This window comes from Brachybacterium sp. YJGR34, assembly GCF_003347015.1.
Lineage (GTDB): Bacteria > Actinomycetota > Actinomycetes > Actinomycetales > Dermabacteraceae > Brachybacterium.
Window position 1 is genome coordinate 244937 of sequence record NZ_PNFB01000002.1, and the last position, 17615, is coordinate 262551.

At 72.2% G+C, this 17615-nt stretch carries 15 protein-coding genes; 6 read left to right on the forward strand and 9 right to left on the reverse strand.

Annotation, left to right across the window (positions count from 1 at the left end):
- Window positions 1-45: 45 nt before the first annotated feature.
- Both CXH06_RS03040 and CXH06_RS03045 read left to right on the forward strand, forming a co-directional pair.
- Window positions 46-1335 (forward strand): acyltransferase, encoded by a 1290-nt coding sequence (locus tag CXH06_RS03040; protein ID WP_114853674.1) that lies wholly within the window; start codon window positions 46-48, stop codon window positions 1333-1335.
- Window positions 1336-1488: 153 nt separating this feature from the next.
- A complete protein-coding gene (locus tag CXH06_RS03045; protein ID WP_114853675.1) occupies window positions 1489-3174 on the forward strand; it encodes a ribonuclease J in 1686 nt (561 codons plus the stop codon).
- Between the two features lie 137 nt (window positions 3175-3311).
- On the opposite strand, the gene CXH06_RS03050 is transcribed toward CXH06_RS03045, so the two are convergent.
- From CXH06_RS03050 to arsB, 3 genes are all read right to left on the reverse strand, one after another.
- Complete coding sequence (locus CXH06_RS03050) at window positions 3312-4862, reverse strand: SulP family inorganic anion transporter (protein WP_114853676.1); 1551 nt, start codon at window positions 4860-4862, stop codon at window positions 3312-3314.
- Window positions 4863-5005: 143 nt separating this feature from the next.
- A complete protein-coding gene (locus CXH06_RS03055; RefSeq protein WP_114853677.1) occupies window positions 5006-5455 on the reverse strand; it encodes a MerR family transcriptional regulator in 450 nt (149 codons plus the stop codon).
- 38 nt (window positions 5456-5493) lie between these two features.
- Window positions 5494-6585 carry an ACR3 family arsenite efflux transporter gene (gene arsB / locus CXH06_RS03060; RefSeq protein ID WP_114853678.1) on the reverse strand — a complete coding sequence of 364 codons (1092 nt, stop codon included), beginning with the start codon at window positions 6583-6585 and terminating at the stop codon, window positions 5494-5496.
- A gap of 98 nt (window positions 6586-6683) precedes the next feature.
- On the opposite strand from arsB, the gene CXH06_RS03065 reads away from it, so the two are divergent.
- Together CXH06_RS03065 and CXH06_RS03070 are read left to right on the forward strand one after the other, a co-directional pair.
- A complete protein-coding gene (locus CXH06_RS03065) occupies window positions 6684-7607 on the forward strand; it encodes an aminoglycoside phosphotransferase family protein (protein ID WP_114853679.1) in 924 nt (307 codons plus the stop codon).
- Between the two features lie 115 nt (window positions 7608-7722).
- A complete protein-coding gene (locus CXH06_RS03070) occupies window positions 7723-8421 on the forward strand; it encodes a cyclopropane-fatty-acyl-phospholipid synthase family protein (protein ID WP_114853680.1) in 699 nt (232 codons plus the stop codon).
- Here CXH06_RS03070 and CXH06_RS03075 read toward each other — a convergent pair whose 3' ends face one another.
- Both CXH06_RS03075 and CXH06_RS03080 read right to left on the reverse strand, forming a co-directional pair.
- The gene (locus CXH06_RS03075) at window positions 8422-8883 is read right to left on the reverse strand and encodes a VOC family protein (RefSeq protein WP_114853681.1); all 462 of its coding nucleotides are present in this window, start codon (window positions 8881-8883) and stop codon (window positions 8422-8424) included.
- An 80-nt stretch (window positions 8884-8963) separates the two neighbouring features.
- On the reverse strand, window positions 8964-9380 hold the full coding sequence (locus CXH06_RS03080; RefSeq protein ID WP_114853682.1) for a cupin domain-containing protein: 417 nt from the start codon (window positions 9378-9380) through the stop codon (window positions 8964-8966).
- A 325-nt stretch (window positions 9381-9705) separates the two neighbouring features.
- Between CXH06_RS03080 and CXH06_RS03085 the strand changes: the two genes are divergently transcribed.
- Window positions 9706-11577 (forward strand): DUF222 domain-containing protein, encoded by a 1872-nt coding sequence (locus tag CXH06_RS03085; RefSeq protein ID WP_232820172.1) that lies wholly within the window; start codon window positions 9706-9708, stop codon window positions 11575-11577.
- Window positions 11486-12511: a Gfo/Idh/MocA family protein gene (locus tag CXH06_RS03090; RefSeq protein WP_232820187.1), complete on the forward strand. Its 1026-nt coding sequence runs from the start codon at window positions 11486-11488 to the stop codon at window positions 12509-12511. Before CXH06_RS03085 ends, CXH06_RS03090 begins: the two co-directional genes overlap by 92 nt.
- Window positions 12512-12591: 80 nt before the next feature.
- On the opposite strand, the gene CXH06_RS03095 is transcribed toward CXH06_RS03090, so the two are convergent.
- From CXH06_RS03095 to CXH06_RS03115, 4 genes are all read right to left on the reverse strand, one after another.
- A complete protein-coding gene (locus CXH06_RS03095; protein ID WP_114853684.1) occupies window positions 12592-13542 on the reverse strand; it encodes a glycine betaine ABC transporter substrate-binding protein in 951 nt (316 codons plus the stop codon).
- Window positions 13543-13599: 57 nt separating this feature from the next.
- Window positions 13600-14547 carry a proline/glycine betaine ABC transporter permease gene (locus CXH06_RS03100; RefSeq protein ID WP_114853685.1) on the reverse strand — a complete coding sequence of 316 codons (948 nt, stop codon included), beginning with the start codon at window positions 14545-14547 and terminating at the stop codon, window positions 13600-13602.
- Complete coding sequence (locus CXH06_RS03105; protein ID WP_114853686.1) at window positions 14544-15788, reverse strand: glycine betaine/L-proline ABC transporter ATP-binding protein; 1245 nt, start codon at window positions 15786-15788, stop codon at window positions 14544-14546. Before CXH06_RS03105 ends, CXH06_RS03100 begins: the two co-directional genes overlap by 4 nt.
- A 348-nt stretch (window positions 15789-16136) precedes the next feature.
- Entirely contained in the window at window positions 16137-17303 is a 1167-nt protein-coding gene (locus tag CXH06_RS03115) for a calcium:proton antiporter (protein ID WP_114853688.1), read from the reverse strand.
- Between the last annotated feature and the right edge of the window lie 312 nt (window positions 17304-17615).

Consider the following 17615-nt stretch of genomic DNA (forward strand, 5'->3'; position numbering starts at 1 on the left):
GCGCCGCCTCCCTAGCCTCCTGGTCACCACCCCAGGAGGAGCCCCATGGTCATCGCCCACGCCCCGTCGCCGAGCACCGCCGCGCCGCGCGCGGCTGCTCCTGCCCCCGCCTCCCGTCCCGCGGGCCGCGACTCCGGCATCGACCTGGTGCGGGCCCTGTGCCTGGTGGTCATCATGGTGCTCCATGCGCTGCAGGTCAGCGCCACCACGGGAGTCTCCGGTCCGCAGCTCGAGTACGCCACCTCCGGCACCTCCTGGTACCCGCCGCTGACCTGGCTGCTGCAGGTGATGCCGCTGTTCTTCGTCATCGGCGGGTTCGCCGGCGCGATCGCCCACCGCCGCCGACGGGCGCGGGGCGCCGGCGCGGCGAGCTTCGTGGTGGGCCGCGTGCACCGCCTGTTGGTGCCGGCGACGGCGACCATCGCCGCCGCGGGCCTCGCCCTGGCGATGCTCCTCGCGGCCGGCGTCCCGGCGGAGCTGGTGGGGGAGATCGGGGTCCGGTTCGGGGAGCCGCTGTGGTTCCTCGGCGTCTTCCTGGGCGCCCAGGCCGTCCTCCCCGCCCTGCTCGGAGCCCATGAGCGGGCCCCGCTCGCCACCCTCCTCGCCCTCGCCTCCGGCGCGGTGGCCGTCGACGTCCTCGCCCGGACCAGCGGGATCGGCGCCATCGGCTATGCGAACCTCGCCCTGGTCTGGCTGGCCCTGCAGCAGCTGGGGTTCTTCCTCGCCGAGGGCCGCCTCGAGGCGGTCGCGCCCCGATGGCGCGCGCTCGGCGGAGCGGGCGCGATCGCCCTGCTCGTCGTCGCCGTCGGCGCCGGGGCGTACTCGCCCGATCTCATCGCGAACATGAACCCGCCCACCGCGGCGCTGCTGCTGCTGGGCGCGGCGCAGACCGCCGCCCTGTCCCTCCTGCGCGCTCCGCTGGCGGTGTGGAGCCGCCGCCCGCGAGTCGCCGCGTTCACGGAGTTCGTCACCGCGCGGAGCATGACGATGTACCTGTGGAACCTGCCGGTGCTGCTGGTCATGGCCGGTGCCTCGGTGCTGCTCGCGACATCGACGGGCCGGGCGCTGCCGGCGCCCTCCAGCGGGGCGTGGTGGCTCACGCGCCCGCTGTGGATCGCCCTGGCCCTCGCGCTCACCGCGGCCGCCGGACTCCTCCTGGGGCGACTGGAGCGCCTGCCGCCGCCGGCGGCGCCCACCACCTCCCAGCGCCGCGCGGCGCAGGCCGTGCTGCTCGCGCTCGCCGGGGTGCTGCTCCTGCTGGTGGCCGGCACCTCGCCCGGCACCGTCCCGCTCGCGCTCGGGGCGCTCGTGCTCGCGCTCTCCCGGCTGCGATAACCGTCTCGCGGACGGTGCGGATATCACCTCGACGTGCATCCGCACCGATCTCTGACGTAGCGTCAAGGCAGAGACCTCTCGCGCGGCCCTCAGCGTGCCCGGGAGGCGCAAAGCTTCGACCTGTAGTTCCCCTCTTTCGGAAATGAGATACCCATGCCCCTTGCCCTGAACACGCTCAAGCGCCCCGGTCCCCTCTCGAAGGGCGGCATGCGCATCACCGCGCTGGGCGGCCTCGGCGAGGTGGGCCGCAACATGACGGTCTTCGAGCACGCCGGGAAGCTCATGATCGTCGACTGCGGCGTCCTGTTCCCCGAGGAGCACCAGCCCGGCATCGACGTGATCCTGCCGGACTTCACCTCGATCCGCGACCGCCTCGACGACATCGAGTGCATCGTCCTCACCCACGGCCATGAGGACCACATCGGCGGTGTGCCGTACCTGCTCAAGGAGCGCGCGGACATCCCCGTGATCGGCTCCGAGCTGACGCTCGCGTTCATCACCGCGAAGCTCAAGGAGCACCGCATCACCCCCACCACGATCCAGGTCGAGGCCGGGGACCGCCGGTCCGTGGGGCCGTTCGACCTCGAGTTCGTCGCGGTCAACCACTCGATCCCCGATGGCCTCGCCGTCGCGATCCGCACGAAGGCCGGGACGGTGCTGCACACCGGCGACTTCAAGATGGACCAGTTCCCGCTGGACGACCGGATCACCGACCTGCGCGCGTTCGCCCGCCTCGGCGAGGAGGGCGTGGACCTGTTCATGACCGACTCGACCAACGCGGAGGTGCCGGGCTTCACGATCTCAGAGCGCGATCTCACGCCCGCGATCGACAAGGTGTTCACCACCTCGCCGCGCCGCATCATCGTCTCGAGCTTCGCCAGCCACGTCCACCGCATCCAGCAGGTGCTCGACGCCGCGCACGCCAACGGCCGCAAGGTCGCCTTCGTGGGCCGCTCGATGGTGCGCAACATGGGGATCGCCCGCGACCTGGGCTACCTCAACATCCCCAAGGGCCTCGTCGTCGACTTCCGCAAGATCCAGTCGATGCCCGAGCACAAGATCACCCTGGTCTGCACCGGCTCCCAGGGCGAGCCGATGGCCGCGCTCGCGCGCATGGCCAACGGCGACCACCAGATCCGGGTGGGGGAGGGCGACACCGTGCTGCTGGCCAGCTCGCTCATCCCGGGCAACGAGACCGCCATCTACGGGATCATCAACAAGCTCACCGACCTCGGCGCGAACATCGTCCACAAGGGCAACGCCAAGGTGCACGTCTCCGGCCACGCGAGCGCCGGCGAGCTCGTGTACTGCTACAACATCGTGCGCCCGAAGAACGTCATGCCGGTGCACGGCGAGTCCAAGCACCTGCACGCTAACGCCGAGCTGGCTCGTCGCACGGGCGTGCCCGAGGATCGCATCATGGTGGTCGCCGACGGCGTCACCGTGGACCTCGTCAAGGGCCGCGCCAAGGTCTCCGGCAAGGTCGAGGCCGGCCTGGTCTACGTCGACGGGCAGACCATCGGCGCCGCGACCGAGGACACCCTGGCCGAGCGCCGGCTGCTCAGCGGCGGCGGCGTCGTCACCGTGGTGGCGCTCCTCGATCCCAAGACCAACCAGCCCGTGGAGCCGCTGGAGTTCCTCACCAAGGGCTTCGTCCACGACGATCGCACCTTCGCGGGCGCCGAGGCGCAGGTGAACAAGGCGCTCAAGCGCGCCAAGGACGACAAGATCGATGACATCGGCGCGCTCGAGGAGATCATCGTCGACGCCGTCAGCAGCACCCTGCGCCGCACCTACCGTCGCGAGCCCGTGGTCATGGCCGTGGTGGTCGACGCCTGATCGACGAACTGGCGAGGAACGAGCCGGGAGGAGATCAGGCAGCAGGGAGAGCCTGAGCGGGGTCTCCCTGAAGCACAGAACAGGCCGTGAGCGCGACGCTCACGGCCTGTTCTGCATCCAGCGGTCGTCGGCGACCCTCAGTGCCCGTCGCCGAGCTTCCCGGAGAGGCGCTCGAGGCGCTCGAGGCTCGCTCCGTCGAGGCCGACGATGCGGGCCTGCTTGCCGCGGGCGGCGTACTTGGACTGCACGGCATCCAGCGCGGCCACGGTGGAGGCGTCCCAGACGTCGGCGGCGGTGAGGTCGACGACCACCACCTCCGGGTCGCCTGCGTAGTCGAACTGGTAGACGAGGTCGTTGCTGGAGGCCCAGAACAGCTCGCCGCGGACCGCGTAGCGGCGGATGTCGATGGTGCCGTCGCCGTCGACGTCGGTCTCCCAGACCTTCTCGATGCGCACCATGTGCGCCACGCGCCGGGCGAAGAGCACCATCGCGGCGAGGACGCCGAGCACCACGCCGATGGCGAGGTTGTGCGTGACCACGGTGGCGATGACGGTGACCAGCATGACCATGGTCTCCGACCACGGCATCAGGCGCAGGGTCGAGGGGCGGATGCTGTGCCAGTCGAAGGTGCCGACGGAGACCATGATCATCACGGCGACCAGCGCCGCCATCGGGATCAGGCCCACGATGTCGCCGAGCACGACGACCAGGATCAGCAGGAACACGCCGGCCAGGAACGTGGAGATGCGGGTGCGGGAGCCCGACTGCTTCACGTTGATCATCGTCTGGCCGATCATGGCGCAGCCGCCCATGCCGCCGAAGAAGCCGGAGAGGACGTTGGCCACGCCCTGGCCCCAGGACTCGCGGGTCTTGTTGGAGTGGGTGTCGGTGATGTCGTCGACGAGCTTCGCCGTCATCAGCGACTCCATGAGGCCCACGAGTGCCATCGCCAGTGCGTAGGGCGCGATGATCTGCAGCGTCTCGAGGGTCAGCGGGACGTCGGGGATCAGCAGGGCGGGCAGCGAGTCGGGCAGCTCGCCCTGGTCGGAGACGTTCGGCAGGCTCCAGCCGGCAGCGACCACAGCGCCCGTGATCAGCACGATGGCGACCAGCGGCGAGGGGATCACCGTGGTCAGGCGGGGGAGCAGGACGATGATCGCCAGGCCCACGGCCACCAGCGGGTAGACGATCCAGGGGATGTCCTCGCCGAACAGGTGGGGCAGCTGGGCGGTGAAGATGAGGATCGCCAGCGCGTTGACGAAGCCCGTCATGACGCTGCGGGGGATGAAGCGCATGAGCTTCGCGACCCCGAGCAGCGCCAGCACGATCTGGAGGAGTCCGGCGAGGATGACCGTGGCCAGGAAGTACTCGATCCCGTGCTCGGCCATGACGGGCGCGATGACCAGGGCGACCGCGCCGGTCGCGGCCGAGATCATGGCCGGACGGCCGCCGACCACGGCGATCGTCACCGCCATCACGAAGGAGGAGAACAGGCCCACCTGCGGGGGGACCCCCGCGAGGATGGAGAAGGAGATCGCCTCGGGGATGAGGGCGAGGGCGACGACGAGGCCGCCGAGGACCTCGGTCCGCAGGCGTCGGGGGCTGCGCAGGGCCGAGCGGACGGTGTCCGGGCGCTCCTGCGAGTGGGCGGGGGAGGTCTCCGCGGGCGCGGCAGACGTGGAGGGCATGAGGATCCTTGGGGAGTCTGGGCGGGCCTGCGGTCGCGGCGCTGACGGCGCGGAGGCCCCGATGGCCAACTGTCACGTTACGTGAAGGTTGGGTCGGGTGTGCAGTCCTCGGGACCTGGCTCACATCGCGGGACGCGCCGCGCTCAGCCCTCCGGCAGGTGGTCCTCGGTGCGCCGTCGGGCCGCGGCGGCGGCCTGCGCGGAGATCGCCTGCAGGCGGTCGAGGAACTCGTCGGCCATGGCGGCCCGCGCGGTGAGGTCCTCCCGGCGGCGTGCCGCCTCCGCCTCCAGGGCGCGCAGCTTCTCGAGGTCCTCCTCGCTCGCCTCCGGGCCCGTCACCACGTCGGTGAGGGCCAGCAGGTCGTGCATCTCCTGGAGGCTGAACGCGAGAGGCTTCATCCGGCGGATCAGCAGGAGCCGGCGGAGGTCCTCCTCGGTGTAGAGCCGGAAGCCGCCGGCGCTGCGCTGGGAGGGGCTGACCAGACCGATGTCGTCGTAGTGGCGCAGCGTGCGCTGACTGAGCCCCGTGCGCTCGGCGATCACGCCGATGTGCATCGTCTCGTGGCCGTCCCCGGTCTCGCTGTGCCCGTCCATCAGGCCAGTGTGCCCGAGCGGGCTGGGTGCCGAGCGGGTCAGCGGGTGGGGACGGTGGGGTCGCCGGGGAACAGGCGCCGCCCCATCGCGAGGGCGACGTAGACGAGCGCGACGAGCACGGGCACCTCGATGAGGGGGCCCACCACGCCGGCGAGCGCCTGACCGGAGGTCACCCCGAAGGTGCCGATGGCGACGGCGATGGCGAGCTCGAAGTTGTTGCCCGAGGCGGTGAAGGCGACGGTGGTGGACTTCGCGTAGTTCAGACCGATCGCGCGACCGAGCAGGAAGGAGCCCAGGAACATGACCACGAAGTAGACCAGCAGCGGCAGCGCGATCCGGGCGACGTCCCCCGGGGCGGCGAGGATCGCCTCGCCCTGCAGCGCGAACAGCAGCACGATGGTGAACAGCAGGCCGTACAGCGCCCACGGGCCCAGCTTCGGCAGGAAGGTCTCCTCGTACCAGGCGCGGCCCCGAGCCCGCTCTCCGAGCACACGGGTCAGGAAGCCGGCGACCAGGGGGATCCCGAGGAAGACCAGCACGCTGAGGACGATCGCGCCGATCGAGAACTCGGCGGAGGTGGTGGGCAGGCCCAGCCACGACGGCAGCGCCTGGAGGTAGAACCAGCCCAGGGCGCCGAAGGCGAGGACCTGGAAGACGGAGTTGATCGCGACCAGCACCGCGGCGGCCTCGCGGTCCCCGCAGGCGAGGTCGTTCCAGATGAGCACCATCGCGATGCACCGCGCGAGCCCGACGATGATCAGACCCGTCCGGTACTCCGGCAGATCGGCCAGGAAGATCCACGCCAGAGCGAACATCAGCGCCGGCCCGACCACCCAGTTCAGCACCAGCGAGGAGACCAGCAGACGCTTGTCCGCGCCGATGCGTCGGGTCTCGTCGTAGCGGACCTTGGCGAGCACCGGGTACATCATCACCAGCAGCCCGATCGCGATCGGCAGGGAGACGGAGCCGATGCTCACCGCCTCCAGCGCCGTGTCGATCCCGGGGACGAAGCGTCCCAGCAGCAGGCCCAGCAGCATGGCGGCCAGGATCCAGGCGGGGAGCCAACGGTCGAGGAAGGACATCTCCTTCATCACCTGTGGCTGCTCCACGTCCTTCGTCGTCGTGCTCATCGGCCTGCAGAACCTTCCCTCGACGGATACCGGTCCGCACGCTATGCGGCATATCGATGACTGTCAATGCAGGGAGCGGCGCCTGCGATGATGCCCCTATGGACCGACCGCTGCCCATCGACCTCCGCTTCCGCCGGCGCCTGCTGCACCAGGACTCCCGCACGGGGCCCTGGCTCGAGGCCGCCTCGGACCGGGCCGCGGAGGTCTGCCGGGAGTGGGGGCTCGCGACGGACGGCGCACCGCGCTTCGGCGGCACGAGCATCGTGCTGCCCGTGCGCACCGCGGACGGCGAGGCGGCGGCGCTGAAGCTGGTCTCGCCGATCGCGGACGTGTCGCACGAGATCACGGCGCTGCGCCTGCTCGCCGGGCACGGGGTGCTCACGCTGCTGCGGGCCGATGCGGACCGGCGGGTCCTGCTGCTCGAACGGCTCGACGGTCCCGCGCTCTCGCAGGTCGAGGACCCGCGGCAGGCCGCGCGGATCGCCGGGGGCGTGGCCCGCGAGATCGCGGGCGTCCCGGCTCCCGCCGACGCCCCGCGCCTCGCGGAGACCTCCCGGTCCTGGACCGAGGCCTTCCAGGCGCAGCATGGACGGGCGGTCGCCGCCGGGCTGCGGATCCCGGAGCGCGCCGGGGAGATCGCGGCCGAGATCATCGAGGATCTCGCCGAGGACACCTCGCGCACTCTCACCCACGGGGACCTGAGCCTCGAGAACGTGCTGCGCCGCGCGGACGGCAGCTGGGCGGCGATCGACCCCGGCCTGCTGTGCGGGCCCGTCGAGTACGAGGCCCACACCGTCGTGCGCAGCGTGCTGCCGGTGGCGCTGGCGGCGGAGGATCCGCGTGCGGAGCTGCGTGCCGTCGTCACCTCCTTCTGCGAGGCCGCAGGGGCCGATCTCGAGGTCGCCGAGAGGATCTCCTTCGCGCGGCTCGTGTCCTCCTACTACTGGGAGTCCCAGCATGCGGGGGACGCCTTCGACGTCGACCGCCTGCGCCGGACGGTCGAGCTCCTCGCCGACGGGTGACGGGGCCGACATCCCCGATCGCCGGTCGTGCGCGGTGCGCCGCGGCGGAGGGGGATCCGGTGCCCGATGCGCAAGGGGCCTTGTCGCCGCCACCGCGGCGGACCAGGGTGGCCTCATGACGACATCTTCCGCGGCCGAGAACCGCACCGAGGACCACGCCGGCCACGAGCACGCCGGCCACCACCGCGCCGCCGACCCGGCGGGCTTCTTCGAGCCCGCGTCCTGGGAGGAGCGCTACGCCGGCGACGGCAGCCACTGGAGCGGCTCCCCGAACCCGCAGCTGGTGGCGGAGGCCTCCGCGCTGACCCCGGGTACCGCGCTGGACATCGGCTGCGGGGAGGGGGCCGACGTCATCTGGCTCGCCCGGCACGGCTGGACCGCGACGGGCCTCGACTTCTCCGCGAACGGCCTCGCGCGCGCGGCCCGGCACGCGGCCGCCGCCGGGGTCGGCGATCGCGTCTCCTGGCAGCAGGCCGATGCGCGCACCTTCACCGCCGACGGGCCCGGTGTCGACCTCGTGACGAGCCACTACCTCCATCCGTCGGCCGGACGGATGCCCGAGGTGATCGAGCGCCTCGCGCGCGCCGTCGCCCCGGGCGGGCACCTGCTGGTGGTGGGTCATGCGCCGACGGCGGACCATCCGGCGCCGACGGGTGCGCACGAGCGGGCGATGTTCCGCGCCGAGGAGCTGCTGGACGCGGTGCCCGAGGACTTCGCGGTGATCGTCGCCGAGCAGCGTCCCCGCACCTCCGTGCGGGAGGGCCGCACGATCACGATGGAGGACTCGGTGCTGCTGCTGCGCCGTGAGGCCTGATCAGTCCAGGCAGAACTCGTTGCCCTCCGGGTCGGCCATGACGAGGAAGCCGATGCTGACCGGCGCCTCGGGCTCGAAGCGCTGCAGGCGCCGCGCGCCGAGCGCCACCAGCCGCTCGCCCTCCTGCTCGAGCGCGGCCATGCGCTCCTCGCCCCGCAGATCCGAGGCGGTGCGCACGTCGAGATGGAGCCGGTTCTTGGCGACCTTCTCCTCGGGGACCTGCTGGAAGAAGAGCCGCGGGCCCTTCCCCTCGGGGTCCTCGAGGGCGGAGGCGCTGTTGCGGCGCTCCTCGGGGACACCGCTGGCCTCGAGGAACTCGTCCCACGCGGCGAGCGGATCGGCATCGGGGGCGAGATCGACCCCCGGCGGGCCGGGGTGCACGTAGCCCATCACCTCCTTCCAGAACCGGGAGAGGGCGCGGGGATCGCGGGCGTCGAAGGTGATCTGGACCGTGGCGCTCATGCCGGGCTCCTTGCGGGGTGGGGTGACCGTGCTGACCGAAGCGTGGCATCCCGGGCGGTCAGATCCTGTCCTCGGAGTCGTCAGGCGGTGCCGGCCACCGCGTTCGCCCGGGCGAACTCCTCCTCGTCGACGGGCTCGAGCCAGATCACGGTCTCGCCGTCCCCATCGGCCTCCTGCATCGCGAGGTGGGACATCGGCGACCCGGCCACGGCGCCGTGCCAGTGCTCCTCCCGCGGCGGGATCCAGATCGTCCGGCCCGGCTCGAGCGTGAGGACCTCGCCCGCGCGTGTGACGACCAGGCCGAGGCCGATGCTGCCCACGAGGGTCTGGCCCGCGGGGTGCCAGTGCCAGTGCGTCCGGGCCCCGGGGCGGAAGTGCACGTGATTCATCGTCGCGCGGGAGCCGTCGCGGGGCGGGCGGACCACCTCGAGCTGCACATCACCGGTGAACGCGGCGTCCGGGCCGGCGGTGGTGTCGATCCGGGGGAGCTTCTCCATCGGTGCCTCCTTCGGCGGTGGGTGGTGCGCCGGTCCCATGAGATACCCGGAGGGCCGTGAGGGCAAGGGGCGGGCGGGGGAGCGGTGTGCGCGGCGTCGCCTCCGAGGGCCGGCGCCTCTCCTCCCCAAGAAATTTCCCGGGGCGTCGATGTGGAGGACGGATTGTGGAGGAGAGGAGAGTTTTCCACACCGTGCAGGTCATGCATGACTCCAGGTCGAGGCGGTAGATAATAGTGTTGTGGAGGAATCAGGGGCGCTCCGGCGAGGTTTTCCACAATGGTCGTGCAGGGTTTCGAATCGGGTGGATCCGTGGGAGGATCGGAGCATGCTGATGAGGACGCCGCAGGGACCCTCGGCGGGGCGCACCACCCCCGAGGAGACCCTCGCTGCGCTGCGTGGGGCGGGCCCCGCCGCCCTCGCGGAGATGCTCGGCGACACCGCGTTCCTCGCGTCCGCCGTCGCCGCGGAGCCCGGGACGATGTTCGCGGAGGGCAGCCGCCCGCGGGAGGGCTACACGAGCCTCCTGGCGCAGCTCCATGACCTCCGCAGCGCGCTCGAGGCGATCGAGACGCGGGCCGTCGTGGCCCTCGCCGCTGCGACCCGTCGCGATCTGACCCTCGCCGCGCGGGACGAGTCCGCGCACGAGGACGCGCAGCTCCCGTCCCTCGATCGTCTGCACCGGCGGGCCGACGGGCGGACCGCGCGCGACTACTCCCTCCTGACCCGTCGCTCCCCGGCGGCCGCGGGCCGCACCCTGGCCTCCGCCCGCCGCCTGGTCGGCTCGATGCCGCGCATGCTCGCCTCCCTCGCCGCCGGAGCGGTCACCGGCGAGGTCGCCTATGCGACGGCCTCCACCGCCGCCCCGTTGGACGAGGGCCAGCGCCGCGAGGTCGACGAGATCCTGCACGAGCGGATGCCCTCTCTCGACGGAGCCGGGACGCGGCGCTGGCGCCAGGCGGTCGCCACCGCGATCGGGGAGCTCGATCCGGACGGCGCCGCGCGGCGTCACCGGAGGGCACGGCGGGGCCGGCACGTCACCGTCACCCCCGGCGAGCACGGCATGGCCACGCTCAGCGCGCACCTGCCCGCGATCGACGCGAAGCTGGCCCACAAGCGCCTCTCGCTCGAGGCGGAGCGTCTCCGGGCCACCGGCGCGAGGGAGGGGCACGGCGCGCTCATGGCGGACGCCATGGTCGGAACCCTGCTCGGCCGCGAGGGTGCCATGGAGCCCGTGACCCTCGACATCGGTCTGGTGATCACCGACCGCTCCCTCCTCGACCCCGGCACCGGCGACGTCGCGCACGTGGAGGGCTACGGCCCGGTGCCGGCGGAGGCCGTGCGCACCGCGCTGCGTGCCGCGCTCGCGCCGCCCGTGGAGGGCGAGGAGGACCCCTGCGGCCCGGACGGCGAGGCGGTCCGCGCGGTGCTGCGACGGCTGTACACCCATCCGAGGACCGGCGAGCTGGTCGCGGTCGAGTCCCGCGCGCGCACCTTCCCGCCGGCCCTCCGCCGCTTCCTGACCTGGCGCGACGTCTCCTGCCGCGGCCCCTTCTGCGATGCCGCGATCCGGCAGTGCGACCACATCGACTCCGCCGCCCGCGGTGGGGCGACCAGCCTCGACAACGGCCAGGGCACCTGCGGTCGCTGCAACCTCGGCAAGGAGGACGACGCGGCGTCGGTCGAGCGGCTGGAGGACCCGCAGCAGGCGGGCCATCGCGTCGCCTGGACCGGTCACGGAGGCGCCGTCCGCGTCACCACCGCGCCCGCGCTGGCTCCCGTCGATCCGTCGTGGGGCGGCGACGCTCCCGCGGGGAGCACCGGGACCGGCGAGGCCATCCCCTGCGGCGCGGAGCGCCCCATCACGCGGCGGATCCCGGAGGCGGCGCGGACCGGGTGTCCGCCGGCCTCGGGACCCGGTGGACCCGCACGCCCCGCACCTGTGAAGATGCGCTCTGTGCCGGATCGCGGGGCCGTCGAGCTCGGCCCGCCGCGCACCTCATCCACCGAGGAAGGGACCACTCACCATGACCTCAGCAGCACCGCAGGACGCGCAGCGCCGGCTGCGCGCGGGCGTGATCGGCCTGGGCTGGGCCGGCCAGCAGCACGTGGCCGCCTACGCCGCGGATCCGACCATCGACCTCGTCGCCCTCTCGGCGATGGAGGAGCATCTGCTCGAGCAGTTCGGCGACCGGCATGATGTCCCCGGCCGGTACCAGGACTGGAAGCAGATGATCGCCGAGGCCGATCTCGACATCGTCTCGATCGCCACGCCCACCTTCCTGCACGCCCCGATGGCGATCCACGCCCTCGAGGCCGGGCTGCACGTGCTCACCGAGAAGCCGATGGCACAGTCCGGAGAGGCCGCCGCGGCCATGGTCGAGGCCGCTCAGCGCGCCGGCCGGGTGCTCGACGTGTCCTTCAACCACCGCCAGCGCGGCGACGTCGCCGCCCTCCACGAGGTCGTCGAGTCCGGGGTGCTGGGCTCGCTGTACTACGCCAAGGCCGGCTGGATCCGGCGCCAGGGGATCCCGGGCCTGGGCACCTGGTTCACCAAGGCGGAGAGCGCCGGCGGCGGCGCGCTGATGGACATCGGCATCCACATGCTCGACATGGCGCTGCACCTGATGGGGGAGCCCGATGTCCTCGCCGCCTCCGCCTCGACGCACGCCGAGTTCGGCCCGCTCGGGCGCGGCGGCACCAATGTCAGCATCTCCGAGGTCGAGGAGAACGTCCCCTTCGAGGTCGAGGACCTCGCCACCGCCTTCCTGCGCCTCGATGGCGGCGGCACGCTGCTGCTCGAGTCCAGCTGGGCGCAGTGGATCCCCTACGACCTCTGTTACGTCACGCTCTACGGAGCGGACGGCGGCGCCACCATCGAATGGGGCGGGGACGCGCAGCATCCGCACCGGAAGCTCACCGTGTGGACCGAGGTCGCGGGGATCCCGGCCGAGCTCCAGCCCGTCGCCGGTCCGGACGGCCATCACGCGGCCGCGGTCGGAGCCTTCGCGCAGAAGGTCCGCGCGGGAGATGCCACCGCCCACGACGGCTCCCTCGCCCTGCGCCGGGCCCGTATCATCGACGCCTGCTACGCCTCGGCCGCGGCCGGCGCGGAGGTCGCCGTCCAGCCCTGAGACCGGAGGGGCGAGGACGCACCGAGGGGCCGATCGTGACAGTTCACGATCGGCCCCTCGCCGTCCCGGAGGGCGGTCGCTCAGCCCTCGACGGCCGGCAGCACGTCCGGGTTCTCCTCGATCCAGGCCTCCACGGCCTCGGCCTCCTGGCCCTCGCCGAACTCGTTGACGACGAGATTCTCGAGGCCGTTGTACTGCTCATCCGAGAGCGAGATCTGCCCCAGGTAGTCCGCGACGTCGGCGTAGTCGTCCTGGAAGCCGCTGCGGCCCAGGAAGTGCAGGGCCTCGGCCTCGCCGAAGGCGCCGTCCGGGTCCTCGAGCGCCTTCACCGAATAGGTGGAGTTCGCCCAGAACGGCGTCCAGAGCGTGACGACGATGTCCTCCTGGGCATCGATCGCGCTGCTGAGCTCGGTGAGCATGGCCGGGGTGGAGGAGGTGACGAGCTCGTACTCCTCGTCGAGCCCGTAGCCGGGGATCACCGCATCCTGCGTGGCCGCGGTCAGGCCGGCTCCCGGCTCGATGCCGACGATGCGACCGCCGAAGCGGTCGCCCTGGCCCACCAGCTCCTCGATGGAGGTGATGTCCACGTAGTCCGGCACGGAGAGGTTGAGCTTGGCGCCCTCGTAGTAGGCGTGGAGGTCCTCGATGCTGCCTTCGTACTCCTCCATGTACTGGGCATGGGTGACCTCCGGCCAGGCCGAGGGGAAGATGTCGACATCGCCCTCGGACAGACCCGCGTACAGCAGGCCGGCATCGCTGATCTGGGTGTGCTCGACCTCGTAGCCCAGAGCGTTGAGGCGGTTCTCCAGGAGGTAGGCCATGCTCAGGCCGTCCGTCCAGGAGGCGATGTAGCCGAGCTTGATCGGGCCCTCCGGGGCGCTGCCGCCGCCGTCGGACGCGCCGGCGGAGCCGCCCTCGTCGCTGCTGCCGCAGGCCGCGAGACCGAGGCCCATGAGGCCGGCGCCGCCGCCCAGCAGGGCGGCACGGCGGGAGAGGCCGCGGCGGGGAAGGGAGAGTCGTCGAGTCGTCATGATCGGTGGTCCTTTCGGGGTGGTCGATCGGGTGGTCGGTCAGGGATGTGCGGGCCGTCAGGCGGCCGTGGCCGCCTCGGTCGCCGGGGCGGCGGTCCCCCGTGCGGCCGCGCGGCGGCGGAGCGCGCCGCCGATCAGGCTGATCAGCGAGGACGGGTAGTCCTTGCGATTGCCGAGGGCCGCCGTGAGACGGTCGAGGTAGACGGCGAGGATCACCACGGAGAGGCCGGCCTCGATGCCCTGGGAGAGGTTCTGCGTGGACACGGCGTCGGTGACCTGCTTGCCCAGGCCCTCCGCGCCGACCATGCCGGCGATGACGGCCATGGACAGCGAGAGCATGATGATCTGGTTGACGCCCGCCATGATCGTCGGCACCGCCAGGGGCAGCTGGATGCCGGTGAGGATCTGCAGGCGGCCCGCGCCGAAGGCCTCACCGGCCTCGACGGTCTCCCGGTCCACCTGGCGGATCCCGAGCTCGGTCATGCGCACCCCCGGAGGCAGCGCGAAGATGACCGTGGCGAACAGGCCGGGCGCGTAGCCCAGGGAGAAGAACAGCACGGCGGGGATGAGGTAGACGAAGGCGGGCATCGTCTGCATGAAGTCCAGCACCGGTCTCACCAGGGTGCTGACCAGCTTGCTCGACCCCGCGAGGATGCCGACCGGGATCGCGATGATCACCGCCACCACGGTGGCGACGATGACCTGCGCCATCAGCTGCATCATCGCCTCCCACTGCTCGAGCGAGAGCACCAGCAGGAAGCCGATCACGGTGACGAGGGAGAACTGCCAGGAGCGCAGCGCGAAGGCCAGCAGCGCGAAGAGCAGGATCGCCAGCAGCGGGGGGATCGCGATCAGCCCGTCGGAGAGCTGGTCGATCGGGTAGGCCATGACGGCCTTCGCGCCGTCGAAGAAGGCGTCCTGACTGCTCTTCAGCCAGCCCAGCCAGTCGGCGACCGCGTCGCCGATCGGGATGTGCGGGAGGAATCCGCTCTCGTCGGGGTTCATCGGGCGTCTCCTCCATCGATCCGGTGGGCAGCGGTGGCGTCGGGGAGGGCTGGTGGCTCCTCGTTCGCCGCGCCCACGGCGGTCAGCAGCGTCACGCGCGGGATGACCCCCAGGAAACGGCCCTGGCCGTCGACGACCACGAGCGGGCTGCGATGCTGGGCGGAGGCGGCGAACAGCTCGGCGAGCGGGGTGTCCTCGGAGACGATCGGCAGATCGCCGGACGAGAGGGCGGGGAGGTCGTCACGGCCGTCGCTGACGGCCCGGGCCACGTCGTCCTCCCACAGCACACCGGCCGGGGTGCGATCACGCCGGAGCACCACCAGCCAGGGGTTCTGCGTCTCGCGCAGCAGCTTGTGCGCGGTCCGGGGCCCCTGCGCGGCGCCGAGCGTGGTCGGGGGCTGCTCCATGATCGAGGAGGCGGTGAGCACGCGCGAGCGGTCGACGTCCTGGACGAACCGGGCGACGTAGTCGTTGGCGGGCTCGTTGAGGATCTCGTCCGAGGTGCCGATCTGGACGATCCGGCCGTCGCGCATCATGGCGATGCGGTCCCCGATGCGCATGGCCTCGTTGAGGTCGTGCGTGATGAACAGGATGGTCTTCTCCAGGCGCTGCTGGAGCTCGGCCAGCTGGTCCTGCATGTCGCGGCGGATCAGGGGGTCCAGGGCGCTGAACGCCTCGTCCATGAGCAGGATGTCGGTGCCGGCGGCGAGGGCGCGGGCGAGGCCCACGCGCTGCTGCATCCCGCCGGACAGCGCCGACGGCGAGTACTCGCCCCATCCCTTCAGACCCACCATCTCCAGGGCGTCGGCGGCGCGCTGCTCCCGCTCGGAGCGGTTCACGCCGCTGACCTTCAGCCCGTAGGCGGCGTTCTCGCCGACGGTGCGATGGGGGAGGAGCGCGAAGTGCTGGAAGACCATCGAGATCCGCCGACGGCGCACCTCCCGCACCTTCGCGGCGGACATCTCCGAGAGCACCTCGTCGCCGATGCGGAGCTCGCCCGCCGTCGCCGGCTGGAGCCCGTTCACGGTGCGGATCAGGGTGGACTTGCCGGAGCCCGAGAGCCCCATCACCACGAAGATCTCGCCCGGCTCCACGCTGAAGGAGGCGTCGATGACGGCGGCGGTCAGGCCCTCCTCGCGCAGCTCGTCACGGCTGCGGCCCTTCCGGAGAGCCTCGACTCCGCGGGAGGGGTGGCGGCCGAAGACCTTGTACAGGCCGTCGGCGGAGATGACTGCTGGCAACGGAGCTCCTTCGTCGGGTCGAGAGGGACGGGCGGCGACCGATGGTCCTGCCGCGGCGTACCTGCGCTGGTCATCGGTCTGACCCGGCACGCCATCATTGCCCGTCGCCAGGGGCTGGACAAACGCGGATCGTTCAGGATCAGCGCTGTTCGGCGGGCCATGGAGGCCTCGGCGAGGGGACGCCGACGGTGCGCGGATCCCGTGGATCGGCGCATGGCCTGGAATGACGCCGTGTGACGGAGAGGCCATGTGGGGACGTCCCGAATGTCCGACAATCCGGAGATTGCGATTCGGTTACGCACCGAGCGGGGCCGCCGCGACCCCGCCAGGAGCCCCGGCCCCAGGGGGTCAGGAGAACAGCACCAGGCCGTAGACAGCGAAGAGCAGCAGATGCACCGCGCCGTGGAGGACCGTGACCCGCCGCGCGCTCGCCGAGAGCGCGGAGACCGCCAGCGTGACGCCCAGCAGCAGCAGGTTCGCCGGCGTCTCGGCGAGCACCACCTGCTGGCCCGTCAGCAGGCCGATCACGAGCACGGTGGGGATGGTCAGCGCGAAGGTGGACACCAGCGCGCCGTGGCACAGGTTCACCACGCGCTGCATCTCCCCGGCCCGTGCCGCGCGCAGGGCGGTGAGCGTCTCCGGGGTGAACACGATCATCGCGATGAGCACGCCGCCGAGCGCCACCGGGGCGCCCAGACGCGCGAGGCCCTCGTCGAGCAGCTCCGCCATGTCGTGGGAGAGCAGGACGATCGGCAGCACCGTCGCGATCAGGAGCGCGGTGCGGGCCAGGATCTCCGGGCGGTGGGCGACGAGGGTCTCGCGCAGGGGCGCGGACCCGGGCGTCCCCGCCGCGGTGCTCCCGGCGTCGGCGGCGGGGAGCTCCTGGAAGTCCGCGGCCTGCGCCCCGGTCTGCCGCCACAGGAAGACCCCGTACAGCGCCACCGTGAGCCCGGAGATCAGGATCGCCTGCGCGGGGGCGTAGCTCCCGTCCTCGCTGAGCAGGCCCGGCAGGGCGAGGGCGGTCGCGCCGAGCGCCACCAGCATCACCAGGTACGCGGAGGTGCCCACGGGGTGCGCGGCGAGGCCGCGGTGACGGAGCCCGCCCACCACCAGGCACAGGCCCAGCACCAGGTTCAGGATGATCATCGAGACCGCCATCACCGAGTCGCGGGCGATGGTGGCGTGCTCGCCGGGGCCCAGCATCACCGCGGCGATCAGCACCACCTCGATCACGACGATCGAGAGGGTGAGCACCAGCGTGCCGTAGGGGTCGCCGAGTCGGTGGGCGAGGGCCTCGGCCTGCTGCACCACGCCGCCCGCGGCGACGACGATCACGGCCACGATCACCGCGAGCACGAGGATCAGCGCCGGGCCGGGAAGCGGTCCCTCCAGCAGCGGTGCCGCGAGCAGGAGGGCGCCGACGGCCGCCCAGCCCAGCAGCAGGCGAGAGAGGGCGGTGCGGGTCAGGAGCGAGGGCAGCGGGGTGCGCTGCGGGGAGGAGGGGGACGACGGCATGGTGCGGTCCTGTTCCGAGGCCGTCCTCGTCCGTGCGTCGCGGCCGGGTCGTCCCGGATGCGGCGCCGTCGAGTCCTGCGCGGCGCGGAGTCAGTCTAGTCAGGGCCGGCGATGGGGTCGAGCGCCTGGTGAGGGACCTGACCGGGGAGCGGTCGGGGCGGCGGCGAGCAGCACGGAGGATCGGCCCCCACCGAGTCCTCCCCATGGTCCTGCTCGCCGGCGCCGCCGGTTCCCGCACCCGCGCCGCGCCGGGCACGATGGCGCCCGGATCACTGCGGTCCAGGGCACACGGTGCCAAATGGTCAAGAGATG